We start from the raw sequence: 21,458 nt of genomic DNA on the forward strand, positions 1-21,458 counted from the left end.
CCTGTGGCCCGGCTCGCTGCTGGCCATGGTGGATGCGTTTTACCGCGTGGGCGCACTGGTGTTTGGCGGCGGCCATGTGGTGCTGCCGCTGCTGCAGGCCGAGGTGGTGGGGCCGGGCTGGGTGTCGGCCGATGCGTTTTTGGCGGGCTATGGCGCCACGCAGGCGGTGCCGGGGCCGCTGTTCACGTTTGCGGCGTTTCTGGGCGCGTCCATGCAGGTCTGGCCGGGCGGCTGGCTGGGGGCGGTGGTGTGCCTGGTGGCGATTTTTGTGCCGTCATTTTTGCTGGTGGCCGGTGCCTTGCCGTTTTGGGAGCCACTGCGGCGCAACCCGCACGCCCAGGCGGCGCTGGCGGGCGTGAATGCGGCGGTGGTGGGGCTGCTGCTGGCGGCACTTTACAACCCGGTGTGGACCAGCGCCATCCACGGTGGCGCCGATTTTGGCCTGGCGCTGACCGCCTTTGTGGCGCTGGTGTTCTGGCGTGCGCCGCCCTGGGCGGTGGTGCTGGCCTGCGGTGTGGGCGGCGCCGCGTTGGCCGCATGGTTGTGAGTTTTGAGTCAAAATGGCCTCTAGCGCTTAATGGATAAGCGCTACCAGCTATCAAAACAGTAGTTACGGCACATGCAAGGTGCCGGGCTGATCCCGTCGTTTTCAGCGCACCGCGCCCGCCACACCGTGAACTCTCCCGTCTTTGCGTCCCTGATTCCGGTCATTTTGTTCATTGCGCTGGGTTTTTTTGCGGGGCGGCGCGGCTGGATTCGCGCCACGTCGGTCAAGGACCTGTCCAACCTGGTGTTCATGGTACTCACGCCCGCGCTGCTGTTTCGCACCATGAGCACGGTGCATGTGCAAGACCTCGACTTTGGCCCCGTGGCCATCTATTTCGCTGCCGCCGGGCTGATTTTTGCCGCCACGCTGGGGGTGCAGGGCTTTAGCACCCTGGCGGCCGCGCGCGGCCTGGCCAACACCTTCAGCAACACCATCATGATCGGCGTGCCGCTGGTGGGCCTGGCGTTTGGCGAGGCCGGGCTGGTCACGCTGTTCACGCTGATCTCGGTGCACGCCCTTATCTTGCTGACCGGCGCCACAGTAGTTTTTGAGCTGGCCGCCGCGCGCGAACACGCGGCCAAAGACGGCGACGGCGGCGGCACGCAGCAGCCCATGTGGCGCACCGTGTTGCAGGCCGTGCGCAACGGCATCGTGCACCCGGTGCCGCTTCCCATCATTGCGGGCCTGTTGTTTGCGCAAACCGGGCTGGTGCTGCCCGAAGTGGTGGGCAAGCCGCTGCAGTTGCTGGGCCAGGCGCTGGGGCCCATTGCCCTGCTGCTGGTGGGGGTGACGCTGGCCTTCACCAAGGTGGGCCACCAGTTTGGGGCGGCGCTGCGCATCGCGCTGGTCAAATGTGTGGTGCACCCCCTCGTGCTGGCCGCGCTGGGGTGGTCGCTCGGGCTGTCGGGCATGCCGCTGGCCGTGATGATTGTGGCGGCGGCGCTGCCGGTGGGCGCCAATGTGTTTTTGTTTACCCAGCGCTACGAGGTGGCACAAGAAGAAGTCACCGCCAGCATTGCGGTTTCCACGGCGCTGGCGCTGGTCACGGTGCCGGCGGTGATTCTGGCCGTGGCAGGTTTGTAAGGGCGCATGGCGCTGGCGGCCGTCGGCCGCCGGGCCAGCCCGGCGCGCAATGCGGCGCCGGGGTGCGGCGCCGGGGTTCGGGGCCGGTGCCAGGCGCTCATGGCGCCAAGCGCTCGCGCACCCAGGCGTCGCCTTCCTGGCGATAGCGCAGGCGGTCGTGCAAGCGGCTCTTGCGGCCCTGCCAGAACTCCCACTGATCGGGCTTGAGGCGGTAGCCGCCCCAGTGCGGCGGGCGCGGCGGCATCAGCATGAACTGCGCGCCAAACTTGGCGGCATTGGCCACCAGTACGCCGCGGCCCGAGATCACCTGGCTTTGCGGGCTGGCCCAAGCGCCGATGCGCGAATCGAGCGGGCGGCTGGCAAAGTATTCGTCGCTTTCTTCGTCACTGACCTTTTCCACAATGCCCTCGATGCGCACCACGCGTTCCAGCTCTACCCAGTGGAACTGCAGTGCCACATAGGGGTTGCCGGCAATCTGGCGGCCCTTGCGGCTGTCGTAGTTGGTAAACCAGACGATGCCGCGCTCGTCAAATCCCTTGATCAGCACCACGCGCGTGCTGGGGCGCAGGTCGCTGCCCACGGTGGCCACGGTCATGGCGTTGGGCTCGGGCACTTCCGAGGCAATGGCTTCTTTCAGCCACTGGTCAAACTGCTGCAGGGGGGCTGCGTGCGAGGCGTCTTCGTTGAGTTCGGCGCGCTCGTAGCTCTTGCGAAGGTCGGCGATGGAGGAGGTCATGGGCACGATTGTGCACGCCGCGACTCCTGAGCCGGCTACCGCTTTTTGATATCCCGGGTCGCCCCTGTTGTGGTCGAATTAATATTCGCTTATATTGGCGCGGCAATGAAACCCAAAGACGACGAAAAGCAGCGCGCCATCGCCCAGGCCACCTTCGAGCTGGTGGCCCAGACGGGCCTGAGCGGCCTGACCATGGCCGACATTGCCCGCGCTGCGGGCATTGCCACCAGCACGCTGTATGTGTATTACCCATCCAAGGACGAGCTCATCAGCCAGCTCTATCAGGACGCCAAGACGGTGACTGCCGCCCGCATCATGGAGGGCGTGGTGCCCGGCCTGCCTTACCGGGCGCGGGTGCGCCGTGCCTGGGGCAACCTGCTACGGCACCGGCTGGACCAGTATGCCGAGGTGGTTTTCCAGGAGCAGTACTACAACTCGCCCTGGTTTACCGAGGGCAACCGCGAATTCTCGACCCGTCTGATGGCGGGGTTTTTTGCCTTGATGGAAGAGGGCCAGCAGCAGGAGATTTTGAAGGCCGTGCCGATACCGCTGCTCACGGCCAGCCTGGTGGGCTCGGTGCGCGAGACGGGCAACCTGATCCGCACCAAGGTGCTGCCCGACGAAGAGGCCGTGCACCAAATGGCTTTTGGGCTGTGCTGGGATGCTTTGAAGGCCTGAGAAGACAACGGTGCGCTTATCTGCCACAAATACATTTGTTAACCGAATTTATATTCTTTTAAAAAATGTCGCCCATCTCACTTCAACCCTTTCGTGACCGATGGCGTTGCTGACGCTGCACCCATCTGTTTGCCTATCCGCCATACAACAATCCCTTTCTCACGGAGAACCCACGATGCCCACCCTCCACATCAATGGCAAAGAAACGGCTGTGGATGCCGATGAATCCACCCCCATCCTCTGGGCCCTGCGCGACACGCTGGGCATGAGCGGCACCAAGTTTGGCTGCGGCCAGGCCTTGTGCGGGGCGTGCACGGTGCTTCTGGATGGCGTGCCCGTGCGCTCGTGCACCACGCCCATTTCGGCAGCGGCCGGGCAAAAAATCACCACCATCGAGGCCGTGGGCCAGGACAAGGTGGGCCGGGCCGTGCAGGCCGCCTGGGTCAAGCACGACGTAGCGCAATGCGGCTACTGCCAAAGCGGCCAGATCATGAGCGCCACCGCCTTGCTGAAGGGCACAAAAAAGCCCAGCGACGCCGACATTGACGCTGCCATGGCGGGCAACGTGTGCCGCTGCGGCACCTATGTGCGCATTCGTGCCGCCATTCATGACGCGGCCAAAACTCTGGCTTGAAGGAGATCACCATGCACTTCGACACCGACGCCCTGCAGGGCCAGGCACACCGTTTTATGCCAAAACACCTTCAAGCGCTTATGGGTAAAGCGCAAGCAGCTATCAATTCAGGAGTTGATGATCCAATGGAAGGCGTGGCGCGCCGCACCTTCCTCAAGGTATCGGCGGCTTCGGGCTTTGCGCTGGGCGCGTTTCCGCTGGTGGCCGCTGCGCAGCGCGCGGGGTCGGCCACGGCGCCCGCAGGCCTCAAACCGTTTGAGCAGCCCTCGGCCTTTGTGCGCATTGACGCCGACGGCACCGTCACTGTCACCATCAACCGGCTGGAATTTGGCCAGGGCGTGCAGACCGGCCTGCCCATGATCCTGGCCGAAGAGCTGGACGCCGACTGGAGCAAGGTACGCAGCGTGCACGGCGATGCCAGCGCGGCCTATGCCGACCCGCTGATGGGCATGCACCTCACGGGCGGCTCCAACTCCATCAAGAACTCGTACACCCAATACCGCGAACTGGGCGCGCGCACCCGCGCCATGCTGGTGGCGGCCGCTGCGGCGCAGTGGGGCGTGGCTGCCTCGGCACTGCGCACCAGCAATGGTTTTGTGGTGGGCCCCGGCGGAAAAAAGCTGGGCTACGGCGCGCTGGCCGAAGCCGCCATGAAGCAGGCCGTCCCCGAAAAGGTTGCCCTGAAGGACCCCAAGCAGTTCCGCCTGATCGGCAAGCCCACCGGGCGGCTGGATGCCCAGGCCAAATCGAGCGGCCAACAGGATTACGGCATTGACGTGCGCCTGCCCGGCATGCTGACGGCCGTAGTGGCACGCCCGCCGGTGTTTGGCGGCAAGGTGAAGTCGCTGGACGACAGCGCCGCCAAAGCCATCAAGGGCGTGAAAGCCGTGCTGCGCGTGCCCACCGACCGGGGCGGGGAGGGCGTGGCGGTGGTAGCCGACGGCTACTGGCCCGCCAAACTGGGGCGCGATGCGCTCAAGGTGGAATGGGACACCAGCGCCGTGGGCAAGCCCGACAGCACGGCGCTGCTGGCCCAGTACCGCGAACTGGCCACCAAGCCGGGCCTGGTGGCCATGCATGCCGACATGGCGCCACTGGCGGGCGCTTCCCACAAGATCAGCGCCGAATTCTTTTTTCCGTACCTGGCGCATGCGCCCATGGAGCCGCTCAACTGCACCATCCAGCTCGATGGCGACAAGGCGGAGCTGTGGATGGGCACGCAGATGCCGGGCCTGGATGCGATGGCCGCCGCCAAAACACTGGGCCTGCCGCCGCAGAACATCAAAGTGCACACGCAGATGGCCGGTGGCGGTTTTGGCCGCCGCGCCATCCCCAGCAGCGACTACGTGGTCGAGGCCTGCGGCGTGGCCAAGGCCGTGCGCACGGCGGGCATCAGCGCGCTGGTGCGCACGCTCTGGAGCCGCGAGGACGACATCAAGGGCGGCTACTACCGCCCCATGCATGTACACCGCGCCGAGATCGGGTTTGACGCAAAGGGCCGCATCCTGGCGTGGGACCATACCATCGTGGGCCAGTCCATCATCAAAGGCTCGCCGTTCGAGGCTTTCATGGTCAAGAACGGCATCGACGCCACGGCCATCGAGGGCATGAAAGAGCCCTATGACGTGCCCATGAAACTCTCGGTGCACCACCCCGAGGTCAACGTGCCCGTGTTGTGGTGGCGCAGCGTGGGGTCCACGCACACGGCCTACGTCATGGAAACCCTCATCGACGAGGTGGCCCGCGCCACCCAGCAAGACCCCGTGGCCTACCGCATGGCCCTGATGGGCGACAAGCACCCGCGCCACAAGGCCGCGCTGCAGCTGGCCGTGGCGCAGTCGGGCTACGGCAAAAAGGAGCTGGCACCCGGCCGCGCCTGGGGCGTGGCGGTGCATGAGTCGTTTGAATCGGTGGTGGCCTATGTGGTCGAGGCATCGGTAAAAGACGGCATGCCCAAGCTGCACCGCGTGACGGCGGGCGTGCACTGCAACCTGGCCATCAACCCGAAAAGCGTGGAGGCCCAGGTGGAGGGCTCGGCACTGATGGGCTTGTCGATGTGCCTGCCGGGGGCGGCCATCACGCTCAAAGACGGCGTGGTGGAGCAAAGCAACTTTGGCGACTTTGCCGTGCCACGCATTACCGACATGCCCCAGGTGACCGTGCACATCGTGCCCAGCGCCGACCCACCCAAGGGCATGGGCGAGCCAGGGCTGCCGCCACTGGCACCTGCGTTTGCCAACGCCATTGCCCAGATCACGGGCAAAACGCCGCGCGAGCTGCCGTTCAAGCTGGCGTGATGGCAACAAAAGACCGCGCCCAAGCGTCCGCACAGCCCGTTGTGCTGGTGCTGGCCTCAGGCCGGGGTGAGCGCTTTGCGGCATCGGGCGGCATGGTGCACAAGCTGCGCGCCGCCTTGGGCGACAAAACAGTGCTGGAGCACACGCTGGCCGCCGTGCGCGCCAGTGGCTTGCCCTGGCATCTGGAGGATGCAGGGCACCCGGGCATGGGCGATTCGATAGCGGCGGCGGTGCGCGCCACGGCGGGCGCGCCTGGCTGGCTGGTGCTGCCGGGCGACCTGCCGCTGGTGTTGCCCGAAACCCTGCGCTCCATCGCTGCCGCCCTGGCGGACTGTGCCGTGGCCGTGCCTTTGTACCAAGGCGAGCGCGGCCACCCCGTGGGGTTTGCAGCCGAATGCCAACCAGGGCTACTGGCCCTGAGCGGCGAGCAGGGCGCCGCCAGCGTGGTGCGCCAGCAGGCGCAGCAGGGCAGGGTGCGGTGGGTGGAGGTGGACGATGCAGGCACGGTGACCGATGTGGACACCGTGCAGGACCTGGAGCGCGCCGCGCAGAGGCTGGCGGCGCGCGGGTAACGTGGGTGACGTGGCTAACGCAAAACGTTGCAACCCGTCGCCGCCCGTTACTTGGCCGTGATGACGGCGCAGGCCAGGCGCGGGCCTGCGTTGCCGGTGGGTTGGGTCTTGTAGTCGTCGGGGTCGCGGTGCACGATCAGGCCCTTGCCCACGATGTCGTTGGCGCTGCCGCCCACGCGGATCGTGCGCGATTCAAAGTGGATTGCAGCCACGCCACTGGCGTCGGCCTTGAGGCTGGGCAGGTCGCCCGTGTGGTGCTCGCCCATGCCATGGTGACCATGCGGCTTGCCACCCGGGTTGAAGTGGCCGCCGGCACTCAGGCCGTCGCCGCTGGAGCAATCGCCTTTTTCATGCACATGAAAACCATGCTCGGTGCCCGGTTTGAGGCCACTGATGGAGCCCGACACCTTCACCACCTCGCCCCACTGCACAAAGGTCACCGTGCCCGCTGCGGTGTTGCCGCGCGTGGGCTCCAGTTTGGCCGTGGCGCTGGGGCCTGACGAATACCCGGCGCAGCCGGCCAGCGAGGCCACCACGGCGGCCGACACGAAAACGGTGTGAAAGGACATGGCGAAGACTCCTGAAGTGGGTTGAGGGAAACCACCGGCATTCACAGGGAGGGGGGCTTGCCCCAGGCGCTGCCGGTGGGCGCCTTGGTGTCTGGGGCACATTCTCCATCCGGCAACCCATAACCACAACTGCTCTCAGCCACAGTGCGCAGTCAGCCGAATGTCGTGCGGTGGCTGTGCGCGGCGTTCACACCGAAATCAGCACGTCGCACTGCGACTGGGCCAGGGCATAGCGCGTGACGCTGCCCAAAAGCATGTCTTCCACGGAGCTTTCCCCTTGCTTGCCCATGACGATCAGGTCGCAGTCGAGCTCTTGCTCTTGCTGAACCAGCACGAGCGACGGGTCACCGTGCACGACCAGTGTGGGCGTGAATGCCGGGTTGAGCCCTGCCTGCAGGCACAGCGCCTCCATGTTCTGCACGGCTTCCTGGCGCGCGTTGGCGCGGTACTGCTGGATTTGCTCAGTCTGCACACCGGCGTATTCCATCATTCCCTCAAAAGGCACATCAAAGGCATGCAGCAAGATGAGCGCCGCCCCCGGCGCAACCGCCTGTGCCAGGCGGATGGAGCGCAGGGATCGCTCTGAAAAATCCACGGGCACCAGCACCGTCTTGTAGGGCTCGTGGGGCGCCTGCTTGACCACCAGCATGGGGCGCGTAGCCCGGCTCACCATGCGGTCGGCCGTGGAGCCCAGCAGCATGTGCCGCATGAAACTGGCGCCCCGCGCGCCCAGCACCACCAGGTCGGCGTTGGTCGTTTCGGTGTGCTGGCGCAACTCAGCAAGCAACGAGCCACTGGCCACATGCACCTGCGCCGTAACGCCATGGCGCCGCGCCACTGCCTTGGCCAGCTCTTGCATGGCGTTGTGCGGGGCATCCAGCATGCGTTTTTCCAGATCCGACGGAATCTGCCCGGCCAGGCGCCGCAGCCTTTCTATGGGCGCGGGCGTGGCAACGTGCACCAGATCGAGCTGCGCCCCGGTTGCCTGTGACACGCTGGCGGCACGCTCGACCGCGTGGCGCGCGGGGGCAGAAAGATCGGTGGCGGCGACAAGCCGGTTCAAGGTGGCCATGGTGATTCTCCAACGGGCAAACGAGGGCTGGGGCGTTTCATTCTCTTGGACGGGCAGGTACAGCCCGGCACCGCAAAGGAGCCTGCAGCGCCCGAGGCGCAGGTTTCTTTTCTGCTGATGGGCTGATCATGGGTTATTCATGCGCGCAAGAAAACCAGGGTGCCCAGATAAACCGCATAGGCGGCCACAAAGAAGGCACCCTCCCTGCGTGAAATGAGGCGGTCGGTCGCGAACACCGGCACACACACCAGCGCCACCAATGCAGCCAGCGGAAGGTCAATGTAGCGCAGCGATGCGTCTACCGGCACTCCGGCGGGACTCGCCAGACAGGTGGCTCCAAGAATGAACAGGATGTTATAGGTGCTGCTGCCGATGAGGTTGCCAATGGCAATGTCCCGCTCGTTTTTCAGCGTTCCCATGATGGTGGTGGCCAGCTCGGGCGCCGAGGTGCCAATGGCCACGATGGTGAGGCCCACCACGGCATCCGAAACACCCAGTGATTTGGCAATGTCTACTGCGCCCGATACCAGGAGCTCAGCCCCCACCACCGCTACCACGATACCGGCAGCGAGCATCAGCACACTTACCGTGCCCTGCAGCGTGGCAACTCGGGGCAGGATATTTTTGGCGCTGTACTCGCGCGAAAACTCTTGCTGCATGGGCAGGCTTTCTCGCCGGCTCAGGCGAACCATGGCGATGGTGTAGAGCACGGATGCGCCCACCATCCAGGCGCCCTCTTGGCGGCTGAGCAGGCCGTCCCACGCCATCCACAGCAGCGCCAGGGCCGAGCCCACCATCACGGGCAAATCCAGTTTCAGACTGAGCAGCTGTACCTTGAGCGGCAGGATCCATGCACTCAAACCCAGAATCAGCAGGATGTTGACGATGTTGGTGCCGGCAATGTTGCCCACCGCAAGCCCTCCATTGCCTTCCGCCGCCGCCGTCAAACCCACGGCCAGCTCGGGTGTGCTGGTGCCAAGCGCCACCACCGTCAGCCCAAGAATCATTGGCGACACCCCCAACAAGGCCCCCACCCGCGATCCGCCACGAACGATGAGCTCCGCCCCCACGATGACAACAATGAGTCCGGCGATAAAAGAGGTGATGGCAACCAGGTGCATGCGTTCCATTATGGGAGGCGGTACGGGCCGTCCGCGAGACCATGCACCACGCGCCATCGGCATATGGCAAGTGGCTCAGCTTTTGGGGAAGGACAACGCAAGCAACCGCGCCAGCGCCCGGTCGTGAATGCCCTGGCGGCGCAACTCGTCAAAGGTGGCCTGCGCGTAGTCGCGTGTGGTGCCATAGCGCCCGCTGGCCTGCAGAAAAATGCGCCGGTATTCGTCCTCGTGCAATTCCCCCGTATGGCTGGGGCTTTGGCGCGACAAGGTAAAGGCCAGCGCCTGCACCGGGCCTTGCATGGTGTGGCAGGTGAGCCAGCGCGGGTCGTAGACCGCCAGAGGCATTTCTCGCTGCCAGAGGTTGACCATGACATCGTGCGCATGGGCGCGCTCCACCCGAAACACCATCCCCCGGCAACTACCGCCCGAGAGCATGCCAAACACCAGGCCAGGGCATTCGGGCGTGCCCCGGTTGATGCGGCTCCACATCTTGAGCGCCCGATGCCAGCCGTGCACCCGCGCGCTTCTGCGCTCGGCAAAGTCGAAGTCGGGCCGCCAGATCAGCGAGGCATAGCCAAACACCCACAGATCGCTGCGGCCGCCCCATTGCTGCAAGGCACGCTCCAGCATGGGTGCCGGGTCACGGGTGGGCGCGGAGAGCATCGTCATGGCAACACTTTACAATTGTCGGTTGGTCCAACAGGTCATTATTTACGGAGTTTTCCCATGTCATTCAACAGTTCTGACGACGACAGCCAGCAGCGTTTTGCCCTCGGTTTCCTGATTGCGCTGATTGCGCTGTTGATCTCTGTGGTGGTGGGCACCGTGGTGGTCAAGCAGTTGGGCGGATCGGCCCAATCCCAGCCTGCGGAAACGGCTGTTGCAGGCACCGCGCCAGCAGCGGCGGCCGCAGACGCTGATGCAATGGCAGCCGACGGCGCCAGCGTGCGCGTGGAAAACGGCGTGGTGAAGTTCTACTTTGCCAGCGGCAAGGCCGATCTGGCTGCAGGCGCCAACGAAGCTCTGGCCGATGTCGTCAAGGGTGTGGCCGAAGGAAAAATGGCCGTGGTGTCTGGTTTTCATGACGCCACGGGCGACGCCGCTCTGAACGCCGAGTTGGCCAAGCAACGCGCCCTTGCCGTGCGCGACGCGCTCAAGGGCCTGGGCGTGGCCGAAGACAAGATTGAGCTGAAGAAGCCCGAAGAAACCACCGCCACCGGCAGCAACGCCGAAGCCCGCCGTGTGGAAGTGGTCCTGGGCGGCATGTAAGCCCAAGCCCAAGTGGGGGCAGGGGAGCCGTGGATGCCACCCCTGCCTGCCCCCATGCAAAAGCCCGGCGTTGCCGGGCTTTTTTGCGGGTGTACTGCGGATTTCCCACGCTGGAGATGGGGTGCCCACCAGCAAGCGGTGGCGTCAGAAGCACCAATTATCCGTATAAAAAATGCCTCTAGCCCTTATCAATAAAGCGCCAATAGCTACTATATTAATAGCAAATCGGGTCTGCTGCCCGTCAACCGCTTGAACGCACGATTCAACGCAAACCCGTACCGCCCGCGCCCTCTGTGCGCTGGATCAACTCAATCTTGTAGCCATCGGGGTCGGTGACAAACGCGATGACGGTGCTGCCGCCTTTGACGGGGCCTGCTTCACGCGTCACATTGCCGCCAGCGGCCTTGATTTTTTCGCATGCTGCGTAGGCGTCTGGAACGCCCAGCGCAATGTGGCCATAGGCGTTGCCGTGGTCGTAGCTCTCGGTGCCCCAGTTGTAGGTCAACTCAATTTCGGCCTGACCGGGGTTGCCGCCATCAAATCCCAGAAACGCCAGCGAGTATTTGTACTCGGGGTTTTCAGACTGGCGCAGCAGTTGCATGCCCAGCACCTGGGTATAGAAATCAATCGAGCGTTGAAGGTTGCCAACGCGCAGCATCGTGTGGAGGAATTTCATGCCCTCGATTGTGCAGGCAAGTCAAAAACCAGGCAGGTGGTGGTGGCGTGGGCATACAGCGTGCCGTCCGGGCCCACCAGGCGCGCCTCGGCCGTGGCCAACTGGCGCCCGCTGTGGATCACGCGGCCTTCAGCGCGCACGCGTTGCACCTTGGGCGTGATGGCCTTGACCAGGTTGATGCCCAGTTCGGCCGTGGTGTAGCCGCGCCCGGGCTCCATGCGCGTGTGCACGGCGCAGCCCAGCGCCGAGTCGAGCAGGGTGGCAAACCAGCCGCCGTGCACGGTGCCCATGGGGTTGAGGTGCTCGGCGCGCGGAGTGCCCTGGAAGATGGCCGTGCCTTCTCCCACTTCCACAATCAGAAAATCCAGCGTCTTGGCGATGGCGGCGTAGGGCAGCTCGCCGCGCAGCATGGCCTGCATCTGTTCCAGCCCGTTCAGGTGGGAAATCTGTTCACGCTGCGCCACGCCCGGGCCGGGGCCGACTTCCAGCCGCTCCAGGATCTCGCGTTCTTGCGCAAGCCAGTGTTCAAGGTGGTTGTGTTGGGTCATGGGGTGTCGGGGTCGGTGGTGGAGTTTGAATGTAAATATTGCATATGCAATTATTGCAGATACAATTAAATTCATGCAAGCCGACACAACCCCCATGGACTCTTCCGCAGCGCCCGCTTCCCAAGCGGCCCAGGCTCTGCCGCAAGGCTGTACCAACTTCAAGCTGCGCCAGCTGATGCGCCGCGTGGCAACCCACTACGACGCCGAAATGGCGCAGTGCGGGCTCAAGACCACGCAGTATTCGTTGCTGTCGCATGTGCTCAAGCTGGGGCCAATCCGCCCAGGCGACTTGGCGGTGGCCATGAAGATGGATGCCTCCACGCTCACCCGAAACCTGCGCCCTCTGGTAGATGCCGGTTGGGTCACGCTGGAGGCGGGCGCCGATGCGCGTAGCCGCCTGGCGCACATCACCGACACCGGCCGCGACAAACGCGCCGAAGCGCAGCGCCACTGGAAGGCAGCCCAACTGGCGCTGAACGAAACGCTGGGCGCCGAACGCGTGATGGCGCTGCATGCACTCGTGGATGAATCCATGGATCTGCTGGCGGCGCTGCCCATGCACGAGGCTGGCCATGACGAATGAGTCCCCGGTGTGCTGCAACTGTTTACCGTGCGCATCGTGGGGCCGCGCAAACCCGGTGCTGCAGCAGCAGTGACGACATGACCGACACCCTGAACCCGCGCACCCGCATGCTGCTGGAGGCGCCCATTGCGCCCACGCTGCTGCGACTGGCTGCGCCCAATGTGCTGGTGATGCTGGCGCAGGCGGGCGTTGGGCTTATCGAGACCTACTTTGTCGGCAAGCTGGGCACCGATGCGCTGGCGGGCATGGCGCTCGTCTTTCCGGTGGTCATGCTGATGCAGATGACCTCGGCCGGTGCCATGGGCGGCGGCATCGCGTCGGCCATTGCCCGCGCTTTGGGCGCGCGGCGGCGGGACGATGCCGATGCGCTGGTGCTGCATGCGCTGGCCATTGCGGCGGTGTTCTCGCTGGTCTTTACGGTGGGCATTGTGGGAGGAGGGCGCTGGCTTTACACCCGCATGGGCGGCATCGGAGGCGCGCTGGATGCGGCACTGGTCTATTCCAACTGGGTGTTTGCGGGCGCTTTTCTGGTGTGGCTGTTCAACACGCTGTCGGCCGTGATCCGGGGCACGGGCAACATGGCGGTGCCCGCGTATGTCACGGTGCTAGGTGCGGTAGTGCTGGTGCCGCTGTCGCCGCTTTTCATCTTTGGCTGGGGCCCCATGCCCGGCCTGGGCATTGCCGGGGGTGCGATCGCGCTGATGTCGTATTACCTGATCGGCAGTGTGGTGCTGGCGGCATATCTGTGGTCCCCGCGCAGCTTGCTCCAGCCCTCGTTCAAGCACATCCGGTTTCGTTGGATCTTGTTCAAGGACATCCTGCGGGTCGGGCTGGTGGGCACCGTCTCTACCGTCGCCACCAATCTGTCGATTGGCGTCACCACCGCGTTGGTGGGCGGCTTTGGCACGGCGGCCATCGCGGGCTATGGAACTGCGTCTCGGCTTGAATATCTGCTGGTGCCACTGGTGTTCGGCCTGGGCGCACCGCTGGTGGCCATGGTGGGCACCTGTATTGGTGCAGGCCAGCGCGAACGAGCGCTGCGCGCCACCTGGATCGGCGCGGCCATGGCGTTTGTGATGGCCGAAGCGATCGGGTTGTGGGCAGCTGCGTTTCCGGGCGCGTGGCTGTCTCTGTTCAACAGCGACCCCGCCATGCTGGAGGCGGGCGCGCGGTATCTGCGCACCGTCGGGCCGGGGTACGGCTTTTTTGGCCTGGGCCTGGTGCTGTACTTTGCCTCGCAAGGGGCAGGGCGCTTGCGCTGGCCGGTGATTGGCAACATCGTGCGCCTCACCGTCGCGGTAACGGGAGGCTGGCTGGCGCTGCGCTGGGGCGGTGGCTTGGCGGCGGTGTTTGCCGCGCAGTGCGTGGCGCTGGTGCTGTACGGCGTGGTCAACGCCTGGGCGATCGCGGGTGGTGCCTGGTTCGGCCCGGTGGGTTGGCCGCGCAGTATGGCGGGCTTGCTGCGGCGCATGCCTCAGGCTTAGAAAATATGGTAAAAATGGCCGCTAGCGCTTATCCATCAAGCGTTAGCAGCTATCAATTCAGTAGTTCCTGTTGAATCAAACTGGAACGGTGTAGTTCAGCGTCATGCGCCCGCCATCTACCGTCACGATCTCGCCGGTCACATAGCTGGCGGCATCGCTGGCCAGCCAGGCCACCACATCGGCAATCTCCGACGGCTCGCCGAGCCGCTTCATGGGGGTGCGGCTCATGATTTTCTTACGGGCGTCATCACTGGTCAGCACGGCCTTGGCAGCCAGTTCGGTAGCGATGGTGCCAGGTGCCACGGCGTTCACGCGGATGTTCTTGTCTGCCAGCGCCAAGGCCATCACGCGCGTGAGCTGGTTCACGCCGCCTTTGCTCACGTTGTAGCTGGAGATATTGGGAATGGCCAGCACACCGTTGACCGAACTCATGTTGACGATAGACCCACCGCCCGAAGCGACCATGGCCCGCGCCACGGCCTGGCCGACCAGGAATGAGCCCTTGAGGTTGACGCGCAGCACAGCGTCAAAGTCGGCCTCGGTCACGTCCAGAAAGTCGGCCGCGCGGAAGATGCCGGCGTTGTTCACCAACACGTCGATGCGCCCCAGCGTTGCGAGTGTCTGGGCCACCAGCGCATCCACCTGCGCCTTGTCGCCCACGTCACAACGTATGTAAAGCGCATCCAGTTCCAGTGCCAGCGCCTGGCCACGCGCATCGTCCACATCCACAATCACCGGCCTGGCGCCATCGGCAGCAAAGCGGCGAACACAGGCCTCGCCAATCCCTTGCGCGCCGCCGGTGACGATGCAAACCCGACCTTGGTGGCCGAAATGGATGGACGAACTCGAAGGTGCGGGGGGCGAAAGGGTCATGGACATGGACATGGATGGTAGCGGGTCGGAAAAGCTATGGAACAAGCAGCGGTGTGCAGATGCAGGAGTGTGTCCGACAGGCCAATTGGGAAGCTGCGTGCTATGCGTGTGCGTCTAGCCTTGATTAGATACGATGTATATTAAAGTTAAATCGAATGCCGCACTTAGATACTCGAATACTATCAAAAAAGGCCCCGAACTAGGGGCCTTTTTCATGGGGTACAGGTTGAACAAAGGTTTGCCATGGTGCCCTGCAGCCCCATACCCCCGCCCCAAACCCTACGCACGAGGCTTCGGGCCTGGGTCCCCATTGTTTTTCAGTGATGCGTTGTAAGCTAGGGGGATGACCAAAACCGCGTGGCTTTTTCTCGCCGGAGCAATCCTACTTTTTATCGTGGTGCGTTTCAAAGTGGGGATGTCAAAACGCCGCCGATTGAAAGGCCTCCGCTTGAGGAGCCGGAAGGAGCAGGCGAATTTTGACCCGATGAAGGCGACGTATTCGCCGCGACCCTATCGCCGCTCGAATCGGGTTGAACATAGGGATTGAACGGCTTATACCGCATCCAATATCGGCATTGGTCGGTTGACACATCCATGAGACGTTCCTTTCCATTGAAGCACTCGCACGAATCATTGAGACAGATAGCGCCAGTGATGACAGGCAAACGAACGACTTTGCGCAATTCGTCGTAAGCCGGTGCTGTCCAAGGGCGATCCGAAAGACGCGGAGAAAAATCCACCCGTTCATCAGGTGGCGAGGTTTGAGCCTGGGCGCGGAGGTCAGCACGCATTGACGCTGGAGCAGGTGCAACAGCAGGAACAGGCTCTTTCTCTGCCGGTGAGGTGTGCTTATTGATGGAGCGAACGACCATAAATATAAGCACCGCCAACAGAACAAGCAAAAAGGCGACAACAAACAGCATTTTTGGCGTCATGCGCACTGGTGTTGTGTGGACGTTCGCAGAACCGTAAAGATCGAATACCTCCTTTGGCAGCTTATATTTTTTCTTAACTGGACAGGTTTTCCAGGTCAGACCCTCATTAGTTTCCGGCCATTCATACCACCAACGGCCGAGCCATCCAGTATCACGAATATGGACATGCCGACCCACCAAGCCGCGCACGTTGGCATCAATGAGCCTGGGAGCCTGGGTGGTGATGAAAATATCCACCCCGGCATGCCGATGGGTTTCCAATGCTGCGATTGCTTCGGGAACCTTGGCCGAAGGACCACGAGGACGCCAGCAGCCTTGGGCCTCGTCGATAATCAAAATACCGCCGTCTGGCACTTGCTGATGCCATGTAGCGGCATTCACTGGAGTATGCGGAATCTTGAGGGTTTCATGCAGAAGCTTTTGTTCTGGCCTCAGCCGTTCGGCAGGGTCATAGTGAACAAAAACCGGGCGATCTTTAGAAAGTTCGCGAACGAGGTCAATCATTGCAGCGGTTTTTCCCGCGCCAGGCATCCCGGTGAATAGACTAATCATTATGACAGCTTTACATTATGTAATATTACGTTGTCACATTCGATTATTTGACCAGCTCAAGCTTTTTGAGGCTCTGGAGAGCGACCCGAGCAATAAGGGCACCCGCAATAATGCTGCAATAGGTGTTGATACCCGCCATGGAGATAAGGGCCAGGGCTTCCGGGAATCCGGACAGACCGCCCCAGGCAGCTTTGGCAGCACTAAGCGCAGAATTGAGAGCGGCTGTCATGGCCGCATAACTCACAACGCCAAAGCCAAGAGCAATCATGGCCCGCTTGACGAGAGGGCCAGCAAGGGCAGCAAGGAAGGTTCCCAACCCGGTCATGATTCGTTCCTCGCGCCAAGGAGTATGAAGGCCGCAGACAGCCACGCCATAGCAATAATGATGGGACGCATGCCGCTGGCCCAGGTACAAAAGAGATCAAAAGGAATAGGTATGGCGCGACCTTGAACCGTTATAAGCTTGGGCGCAGGGCAGGCCGCGTTGTCGGCACCCCAGCCGCCATCAGGACTTATTGAAATGTCCTTTTCTGATTCAGGAAGTTCTTGAGCTTCGGGTTCATCAAGCTTTTGACATGCGAGAACGTCAGGGTTTTTAACGCAAAAATCTAACTGTTCTTGACTGGGTTTGTCAGCGTCTGGAGGCGTTTCGGAATCGGGTTGGGTCATTGGTTCCGGGCCGGAAACTGGACGATTTACCGGTTGAAGATCAACGCGCCAAGGCTCGTTAGCTGACGGGCTGGGAACGACACGCACACCGGGCTGGAAGTAAGGCTGGTTCGCAGGGCCTGGCGGCTGCTGTGGGTCGTAATTTGGATTGGGTACAGGGTTTCCCGTAGGTATGAACAGCGGGCGCGGCTGGGGATTGGGACCGGGCGCAGGGTTTATGACTGGCGGCTCAACAGGCAGGGGTGTGCCGGGAGGGAGCTCAAGGGGCACGAGGTCAGGCATCGGCCAGCCGGGGCTGTTGGCTGGGTTCAGAAGCTCGACCAATTGAGGTTGAGTCAGCGCCGGGGATAGGCAACCTGCCGGGGATTGAGTCCAGCCGGACGGGCAACCTTTGCCCTGTTTATCACGGCTCTGAAGATTGTACTCAAAGATGTTTGAACCAGGCTGACCTGAGACGCTGTATTCAACGCGGCAAAGGCCTGATGGGTCTGCCGACAGAAAAGCGTAAGTTGCTACCCCGCCTTGACTATTCCGGGCGGTATGTTCAACGGCGTAGGACTGGCAGGCAGCAGTTGTAGTTGAAAACCACTGATCGTAACGGTTAGACCACTCAAGGCCATTAAGGTCAAACGGGTCTGCTTTTTGTCGCCAAATCCCCTCAGCAGCATCCCACACGACTTTGCCTGTGGAAAGCCATGAGGCGATGCCAACCCCAAGCCGAACGTAAGGATTTGCGAATATGGCGGCGGCAGCGATTCGAGGAGCGTTTGCAGCCAGTCGATAGGATGCCGACATGGTCGTGATAGTGCCAGGAACGGGCACCTTCAACCCGTTGGGCTGATGTATTACGCGACCGAACGTCGCATCATTGGCACTTGGCGCAAAGGTCCAACCAGCGGGAGAACCGCCGAAGCCAGCAGGCGGTGCGAGCTGGGCATAGCCAGCATGCACAGTGCCAGCGGTAGCAAGAACAGCAAGGGCTACCAGTTTTGAGAAACGATCCATGCTATCCCCGCGAGTGCAACAAACATGATGAAGAATTCAGGGGTCATTGGAGCGCCGCCTTTCTCAGATGCATGACAGCAGCAGTGACAATCCACGCGGTTGCAACACCCCAGCCGAGAGACAGACCATCCTGCCATTCCAACAGGCCGCAGGGTTGTGGCGTGAGTTGCACGACCGATTGAATTGCAGTACCGCCGCCAACTGGCGAGAGCCGATAAGTGATCGACGAAGATGCGACCGCATCGACGCCGACCACATAGGCCGATCCACCATGCACGACAACGCCGCCGACTTGGGCAGATGCAGACGCCGCCAGGGCATCGACCGCGGAGCCGTAGCAGGTAGAGCCGACCTGAAAGCTCATGGCTTACTTTGCCGAACGCAGGAACTTGATTGCAGCCACGGCGATGGCAGCCACCACAAATGCAGTTGCAACGGTGACGCCATCATCCTGCATCGAGCTGATAGCAGTGGTGATTTCAGTGGGGACAGCGGCATTGGCAGAGCCAACAGCAGCCAGCAGCAGAGCAGGAACGGAAGCGAAACGAAGGGTCTGGTTCATGGTGTTTACTCCAATTTGAACGGGTTGAATGGCGCGGGATTGCACCCGAGAGGCTGGAGCCTCCCGGCTGAAATCACGGAAGGTAGTCGGCCTCAGTACCGAGACGATCCAGGTCGATGACCTGGGGCAGGTCGTCGAGCTCGCACCAGTCCGCGATGAGTTGATCGACGGTTTCAAGGTCGAACACCACGCCGCCGCCAGCTTCTTTGAGGGATGCAACCCAGCAGGGTTGACCATCAGAAAGAGCAGGGCAGAGGAACCGGCCCGAGGCTTTGGACTGGACGAGCAGCCGCATTTAGGCACCCTTGCCGGTGGCCGAAGGTTTGATGCCAAGCAGGGTCAGCTTCACAGAGTTGTCAGCACCTGCAACCACATCAAATTCACAGTCGCACATCACGCCGCCGAGTGGCCATGCGTTTTTGAGGTGCGCCCATTTTTGGAACTCGGTCGAATCGCCAAACTTGAACGGGCGGGTCACGACGCCGATGCTTTCGCCGGATTGGCTGGCGGCAATGTCCACACTCAGATGGAAAGTAGTCGAATCGAAGGGACGGCCTTCATAGTCGCCTTTGCTGGTCTTGATGCCGTGGAGAACGGCCTTGTTTTGCATTTTCATGGATGGTCTTTCGTGGCCGATTAGGTAAAGGCGTAAGCAGCAGGGCCAGTGCTGATGCCGGATGAAACGTGAGAGAAAGCGGCTTTGTAAGCGTCTCGAATTTCTTCGATAGAGAATCGTTGCAGGCGTCCTGGAACTTTCTGGTGAGAGACAATTTCGAGGAACTCAGAGCCGAGGAACTGGAAGGCAGCGGCAACGGATGGCGCAGCGGTTTCGCGCAACCAACGGACGTTGCGGACGACTTCAGCCCGGATGGTTTCCAGAGCCCTTTTGGTGGTCACAGTGACCTTTTCAGGCTCTGCAACAGCGTCAGCTTCCAGGAGCATGAGGGCATGCCAGTCGGACGCGCCAGCGAAGAAATCAGCAGGGCGACGAAGAATGTCCGAGGGCAAAACACGGAGCTTGTTACCGTAACGAAGTTCGACGCGGAGCCATTGCGTGGGGTCTTTTTCTCCGAAAAGCTGATGACCCTTTTCATAAACGTTAGTTTGCTTGCCGGCCTCTTTCGAGCCGAAGTAGAAGGAACGGCTTTTGTGATTGCACCAGTCGCCCAGGAGGTTGCATTTAGGCTGGCGGCCATTGACGTTCATCGACCCGGCTTCATAGTCGGTTTTGACGCGTTCCATGCCACCGGTGAAGCCTTGGAAGAAGTCCAAAGCAAGATCACAGCGGGTGATGGTTGCGCACGATTGATCAATGAGGTTTGCGACGCTTTTTGCCCAGCCAGGACGGGCGAAAGTGCAGGCAGCGCCGTACAGGTTGCAATGGATGGTTTTTGACTGGGCCGCTTGACGCGGAGAGTCGCCAGAACTCAAGAAGCCGACCCAACCAACCTCCGCATCGTTACGCACGATCGACCAGCGGAAGCGGTAAAAGTCGTGACCCTTGCGCAGTTCCGGATAGACGGTGAAACCAACGCCGAGGGAGTCACAAACCTGTTCCGCTAAGGTTTTGGCCTGGGCGCTGGCAGCGAAATCCGAATCAGGCAGTTCGCACAGGATTTTGTAGAGCTTGGCGCGGTTGCGTTGGTCATCGGCAAAGGCGCTTTTTTGCGGAAAAAGGTCATCAATGCTGGGTGTAGGCGCGTGGCGCAGGTTCATGGTGAACCGGAGCCAATCGACATGCACCGCCGATCCGGTTGCGTTGCGTTCGGCCTGGAGCCTCAGCTTGACTTCGTTTCCATCAAGGACAAGGGATGAAGGACGGGTCATGCTTGATCGGCCTCAGTGATCTCCCCGTGATTACCATCGGGGAGGGTTGAAAGGCCCGCGCCTTCGTCGGCGCCCGCGCTGCGCTTTTCGTGCGCCGACGCATGCGCAGCCAGAACCAATTCAATGTTTTGCCGGGTCAAAAAGTCGGCCACAGACAGCCATGCGGCGTGGTTGCGGGAAAAAGTGGAATTCATGGCCATCAATCCCAGTAGCGGCAGATGAAGCCATCGGCATAGACGACAGAGCCGAGAGACGTTGCGCGGTGCGAACCGCTGGGAGGGTCACGCGGTGCATCCATGCCGCCGCACGCCCAATCAGGTTTCAGGCCACACTGATAGGCATCATCGCGAACGCCAAAAATGTTACGAGGACCGAGCCAAGGGCCAGCAAACGAGGTGCACTCCCCACCGTCCAGAACGACCGGGTGAGCTACCACGGCGGGCGCTACATCAAGGACGGGGGAAGCGCAATCATTAGCCGCGTTGCGCGGTGCGAAATGGGTAAAAACTGCTTGACAGGCATGCATGGGTAGCTCCATGAGGTGTAAAGTAATAACCGTTTTTGGGAAATACCAAAACTGGGAAGAACGATACCAAAAATGGAAGCGCACAGCATGACTAAAGAGACATTGAAAACCCTAATTGACAAGGCCGCAGAAATATGCGGGTCCCAAAGAGCACTAGCAGAACAGCTAGGAGTAAAGCCACACCATGTGAGCGAATGGAAAAGCGGTGGCCGGAAGTGCATGCCCGACGACCAAGCCGCAATGGCTGGGATTGCTGGATTTAACGCTATAGAAACCCTAGCACGTGCCACGGTCGAAGCCGCCGAAGGCACGAAAAAACACGAGGTGCTTTTAAGAACGCTGGGAAAGTATTTGGCAGCGACTGGCGCGGCCATCGGTTCAAGTGGGGCCGCCGCTAGTGTGGCGGACTTGATACGATGTATATTATGTTAACTTACATTGCGCCAATCACGCGGATCTGGGCGACAACCTGAATATGACCTCGCTTCCATCGAAGCGTGTCCGGAAGCGATCCAACATAAATAGCGAGCGGCAAAATTAGCCTGACGAACCTCGGAGTTGCTGTGGGTAGTTTTGGGCGCTGACCTACCAGCGTATCCTTGGTCAGGCCTATGCGACGATTTCGCCACCGATGTTGCAG

Annotated in this window: 27 protein-coding genes; 10 read left to right on the forward strand and 17 right to left on the reverse strand. The window is 61.9% G+C overall.

Features of this window, described 5'->3' with window-relative positions:
- A partial coding sequence (locus DTW89_RS00960; protein ID WP_201740914.1) for a chromate transporter occupies nt 1-547 on the forward strand: 547 nt, incomplete at its 5' end.
- 126 nt (nt 548-673) lie between these two features.
- Entirely contained in the window at nt 674-1,630 is a 957-nt protein-coding gene (locus DTW89_RS00965) for an AEC family transporter (protein ID WP_024815102.1), read from the forward strand.
- A 97-nt stretch (nt 1,631-1,727) separates the two neighbouring features.
- Here DTW89_RS00965 and pdxH read toward each other — a convergent pair whose 3' ends face one another.
- Nucleotides 1,728-2,366 carry a pyridoxamine 5'-phosphate oxidase gene (gene pdxH, locus DTW89_RS00970; RefSeq protein WP_114654547.1) on the reverse strand — a complete coding sequence of 213 codons (639 nt, stop codon included), beginning with the start codon at nt 2,364-2,366 and terminating at the stop codon, nt 1,728-1,730.
- A gap of 105 nt (nt 2,367-2,471) precedes the next feature.
- Here pdxH and DTW89_RS00975 point away from each other — a divergent pair, with 105 nt between their 5' ends.
- The 4 genes from DTW89_RS00975 to DTW89_RS00990 all read left to right on the forward strand — a co-directional run bounded on the left by DTW89_RS00975 (nt 2,472) and on the right by DTW89_RS00990 (nt 6,547).
- A complete protein-coding gene (locus DTW89_RS00975) occupies nt 2,472-3,044 on the forward strand; it encodes a TetR/AcrR family transcriptional regulator (RefSeq protein ID WP_024815104.1) in 573 nt (190 codons plus the stop codon).
- 175 nt (nt 3,045-3,219) lie between these two features.
- Complete coding sequence (locus DTW89_RS00980; protein WP_114654548.1) at nt 3,220-3,678, forward strand: (2Fe-2S)-binding protein; 459 nt, start codon at nt 3,220-3,222, stop codon at nt 3,676-3,678.
- An 11-nt stretch (nt 3,679-3,689) separates the two neighbouring features.
- Nucleotides 3,690-5,975 carry a xanthine dehydrogenase family protein molybdopterin-binding subunit gene (locus DTW89_RS00985; RefSeq protein ID WP_114654608.1) on the forward strand — a complete coding sequence of 762 codons (2,286 nt, stop codon included), beginning with the start codon at nt 3,690-3,692 and terminating at the stop codon, nt 5,973-5,975.
- Nucleotides 5,975-6,547 (forward strand): nucleotidyltransferase family protein, encoded by a 573-nt coding sequence (locus DTW89_RS00990; RefSeq protein WP_114654549.1) that lies wholly within the window; start codon nt 5,975-5,977, stop codon nt 6,545-6,547. The genes DTW89_RS00985 and DTW89_RS00990 overlap by 1 nt, the downstream gene beginning before the upstream one ends.
- A 47-nt stretch (nt 6,548-6,594) precedes the next feature.
- On the opposite strand, the gene DTW89_RS00995 is transcribed toward DTW89_RS00990, so the two are convergent.
- The 4 genes from DTW89_RS00995 to DTW89_RS01010 form a co-directional block, all read right to left on the reverse strand.
- Nucleotides 6,595-7,116 carry a superoxide dismutase family protein gene (locus DTW89_RS00995; protein ID WP_114654550.1) on the reverse strand — a complete coding sequence of 174 codons (522 nt, stop codon included), beginning with the start codon at nt 7,114-7,116 and terminating at the stop codon, nt 6,595-6,597.
- Nucleotides 7,117-7,303: 187 nt separating this feature from the next.
- Nucleotides 7,304-8,188, reverse strand: a complete 885-nt coding sequence (locus DTW89_RS01000) for a universal stress protein (RefSeq protein WP_114654551.1) — start codon at nt 8,186-8,188, stop codon at nt 7,304-7,306.
- Nucleotides 8,189-8,325: 137 nt separating this feature from the next.
- A complete protein-coding gene (locus DTW89_RS01005) occupies nt 8,326-9,318 on the reverse strand; it encodes a calcium/sodium antiporter (protein WP_201740915.1) in 993 nt (330 codons plus the stop codon).
- A 66-nt stretch (nt 9,319-9,384) separates the two neighbouring features.
- Complete coding sequence (locus tag DTW89_RS01010; protein ID WP_114654552.1) at nt 9,385-9,978, reverse strand: gamma-glutamylcyclotransferase; 594 nt, start codon at nt 9,976-9,978, stop codon at nt 9,385-9,387.
- A gap of 57 nt (nt 9,979-10,035) precedes the next feature.
- Between DTW89_RS01010 and DTW89_RS01015 the strand changes: the two genes are divergently transcribed.
- Nucleotides 10,036-10,578, forward strand: coding sequence for an OmpA family protein (locus DTW89_RS01015; protein WP_114654553.1), 543 nt, complete (start codon nt 10,036-10,038; stop codon nt 10,576-10,578).
- 262 nt (nt 10,579-10,840) lie between these two features.
- Here the strand turns inward: DTW89_RS01015 and gloA are convergent, their stop codons facing one another.
- The gene (gene gloA, locus DTW89_RS01020; protein WP_024815113.1) at nt 10,841-11,254 is read right to left on the reverse strand and encodes a lactoylglutathione lyase; all 414 of its coding nucleotides are present in this window, start codon (nt 11,252-11,254) and stop codon (nt 10,841-10,843) included.
- Nucleotides 11,251-11,802 (reverse strand): PaaI family thioesterase, encoded by a 552-nt coding sequence (locus tag DTW89_RS01025; RefSeq protein ID WP_114654554.1) that lies wholly within the window; start codon nt 11,800-11,802, stop codon nt 11,251-11,253. The genes gloA and DTW89_RS01025 overlap by 4 nt, the downstream gene beginning before the upstream one ends.
- A gap of 94 nt (nt 11,803-11,896) precedes the next feature.
- Here DTW89_RS01025 and DTW89_RS01030 point away from each other — a divergent pair, with 94 nt between their 5' ends.
- The gene (locus tag DTW89_RS01030; protein WP_114654610.1) at nt 11,897-12,385 is read left to right on the forward strand and encodes a MarR family winged helix-turn-helix transcriptional regulator; all 489 of its coding nucleotides are present in this window, start codon (nt 11,897-11,899) and stop codon (nt 12,383-12,385) included.
- Between the two features lie 77 nt (nt 12,386-12,462).
- Entirely contained in the window at nt 12,463-13,869 is a 1,407-nt protein-coding gene (locus DTW89_RS01035) for an MATE family efflux transporter (protein ID WP_114654555.1), read from the forward strand.
- Nucleotides 13,870-13,944: 75 nt separating this feature from the next.
- Here the strand turns inward: DTW89_RS01035 and DTW89_RS01040 are convergent, their stop codons facing one another.
- The 10 genes from DTW89_RS01040 to DTW89_RS01080 all read right to left on the reverse strand — a co-directional run bounded on the left by DTW89_RS01040 (nt 13,945) and on the right by DTW89_RS01080 (nt 20,486).
- The gene (locus DTW89_RS01040) at nt 13,945-14,742 is read right to left on the reverse strand and encodes an SDR family NAD(P)-dependent oxidoreductase (protein WP_442858080.1); all 798 of its coding nucleotides are present in this window, start codon (nt 14,740-14,742) and stop codon (nt 13,945-13,947) included.
- Nucleotides 14,743-15,146: 404 nt separating this feature from the next.
- Nucleotides 15,147-16,229 carry a zonular occludens toxin domain-containing protein gene (locus DTW89_RS01045; protein ID WP_114654556.1) on the reverse strand — a complete coding sequence of 361 codons (1,083 nt, stop codon included), beginning with the start codon at nt 16,227-16,229 and terminating at the stop codon, nt 15,147-15,149.
- A 43-nt stretch (nt 16,230-16,272) separates the two neighbouring features.
- Nucleotides 16,273-16,554 carry a DUF2523 family protein gene (locus tag DTW89_RS01050; protein WP_114654557.1) on the reverse strand — a complete coding sequence of 94 codons (282 nt, stop codon included), beginning with the start codon at nt 16,552-16,554 and terminating at the stop codon, nt 16,273-16,275.
- The gene (locus DTW89_RS19925; protein ID WP_114654558.1) at nt 16,551-17,903 is read right to left on the reverse strand and encodes a virulence factor TspB C-terminal domain-related protein; all 1,353 of its coding nucleotides are present in this window, start codon (nt 17,901-17,903) and stop codon (nt 16,551-16,553) included. Before DTW89_RS19925 ends, DTW89_RS01050 begins: the two co-directional genes overlap by 4 nt.
- Nucleotides 17,904-17,946: 43 nt before the next feature.
- Nucleotides 17,947-18,267, reverse strand: a complete 321-nt coding sequence (locus DTW89_RS19220) for a hypothetical protein (RefSeq protein WP_147277611.1) — start codon at nt 18,265-18,267, stop codon at nt 17,947-17,949.
- A gap of 3 nt (nt 18,268-18,270) precedes the next feature.
- Nucleotides 18,271-18,465: a major capsid protein gene (locus tag DTW89_RS01060; protein WP_114654559.1), complete on the reverse strand. Its 195-nt coding sequence runs from the start codon at nt 18,463-18,465 to the stop codon at nt 18,271-18,273.
- Between the two features lie 73 nt (nt 18,466-18,538).
- A complete protein-coding gene (locus DTW89_RS01065; protein WP_114654560.1) occupies nt 18,539-18,760 on the reverse strand; it encodes a hypothetical protein in 222 nt (73 codons plus the stop codon).
- Nucleotides 18,761-19,081 (reverse strand): hypothetical protein, encoded by a 321-nt coding sequence (locus DTW89_RS01070; RefSeq protein WP_114654561.1) that lies wholly within the window; start codon nt 19,079-19,081, stop codon nt 18,761-18,763. It abuts the gene before it with no gap.
- Nucleotides 19,082-19,101: 20 nt separating this feature from the next.
- Nucleotides 19,102-20,292 carry a replication initiation factor domain-containing protein gene (locus DTW89_RS01075; protein ID WP_114654562.1) on the reverse strand — a complete coding sequence of 397 codons (1,191 nt, stop codon included), beginning with the start codon at nt 20,290-20,292 and terminating at the stop codon, nt 19,102-19,104.
- Nucleotides 20,289-20,486, reverse strand: coding sequence for a hypothetical protein (locus tag DTW89_RS01080; RefSeq protein WP_147277612.1), 198 nt, complete (start codon nt 20,484-20,486; stop codon nt 20,289-20,291). Before DTW89_RS01080 ends, DTW89_RS01075 begins: the two co-directional genes overlap by 4 nt.
- 419 nt (nt 20,487-20,905) lie before the next feature.
- Here DTW89_RS01080 and DTW89_RS20020 point away from each other — a divergent pair, with 419 nt between their 5' ends.
- Nucleotides 20,906-21,250, forward strand: a complete 345-nt coding sequence (locus DTW89_RS20020) for a YdaS family helix-turn-helix protein (protein WP_161555616.1) — start codon at nt 20,906-20,908, stop codon at nt 21,248-21,250.
- Nucleotides 21,251-21,458 lie beyond the last annotated feature (208 nt).

This window comes from Acidovorax sp. BoFeN1, assembly GCF_003345135.1.
Classification (GTDB): domain Bacteria; phylum Pseudomonadota; class Gammaproteobacteria; order Burkholderiales; family Burkholderiaceae_C; genus Acidovorax; species Acidovorax defluvii.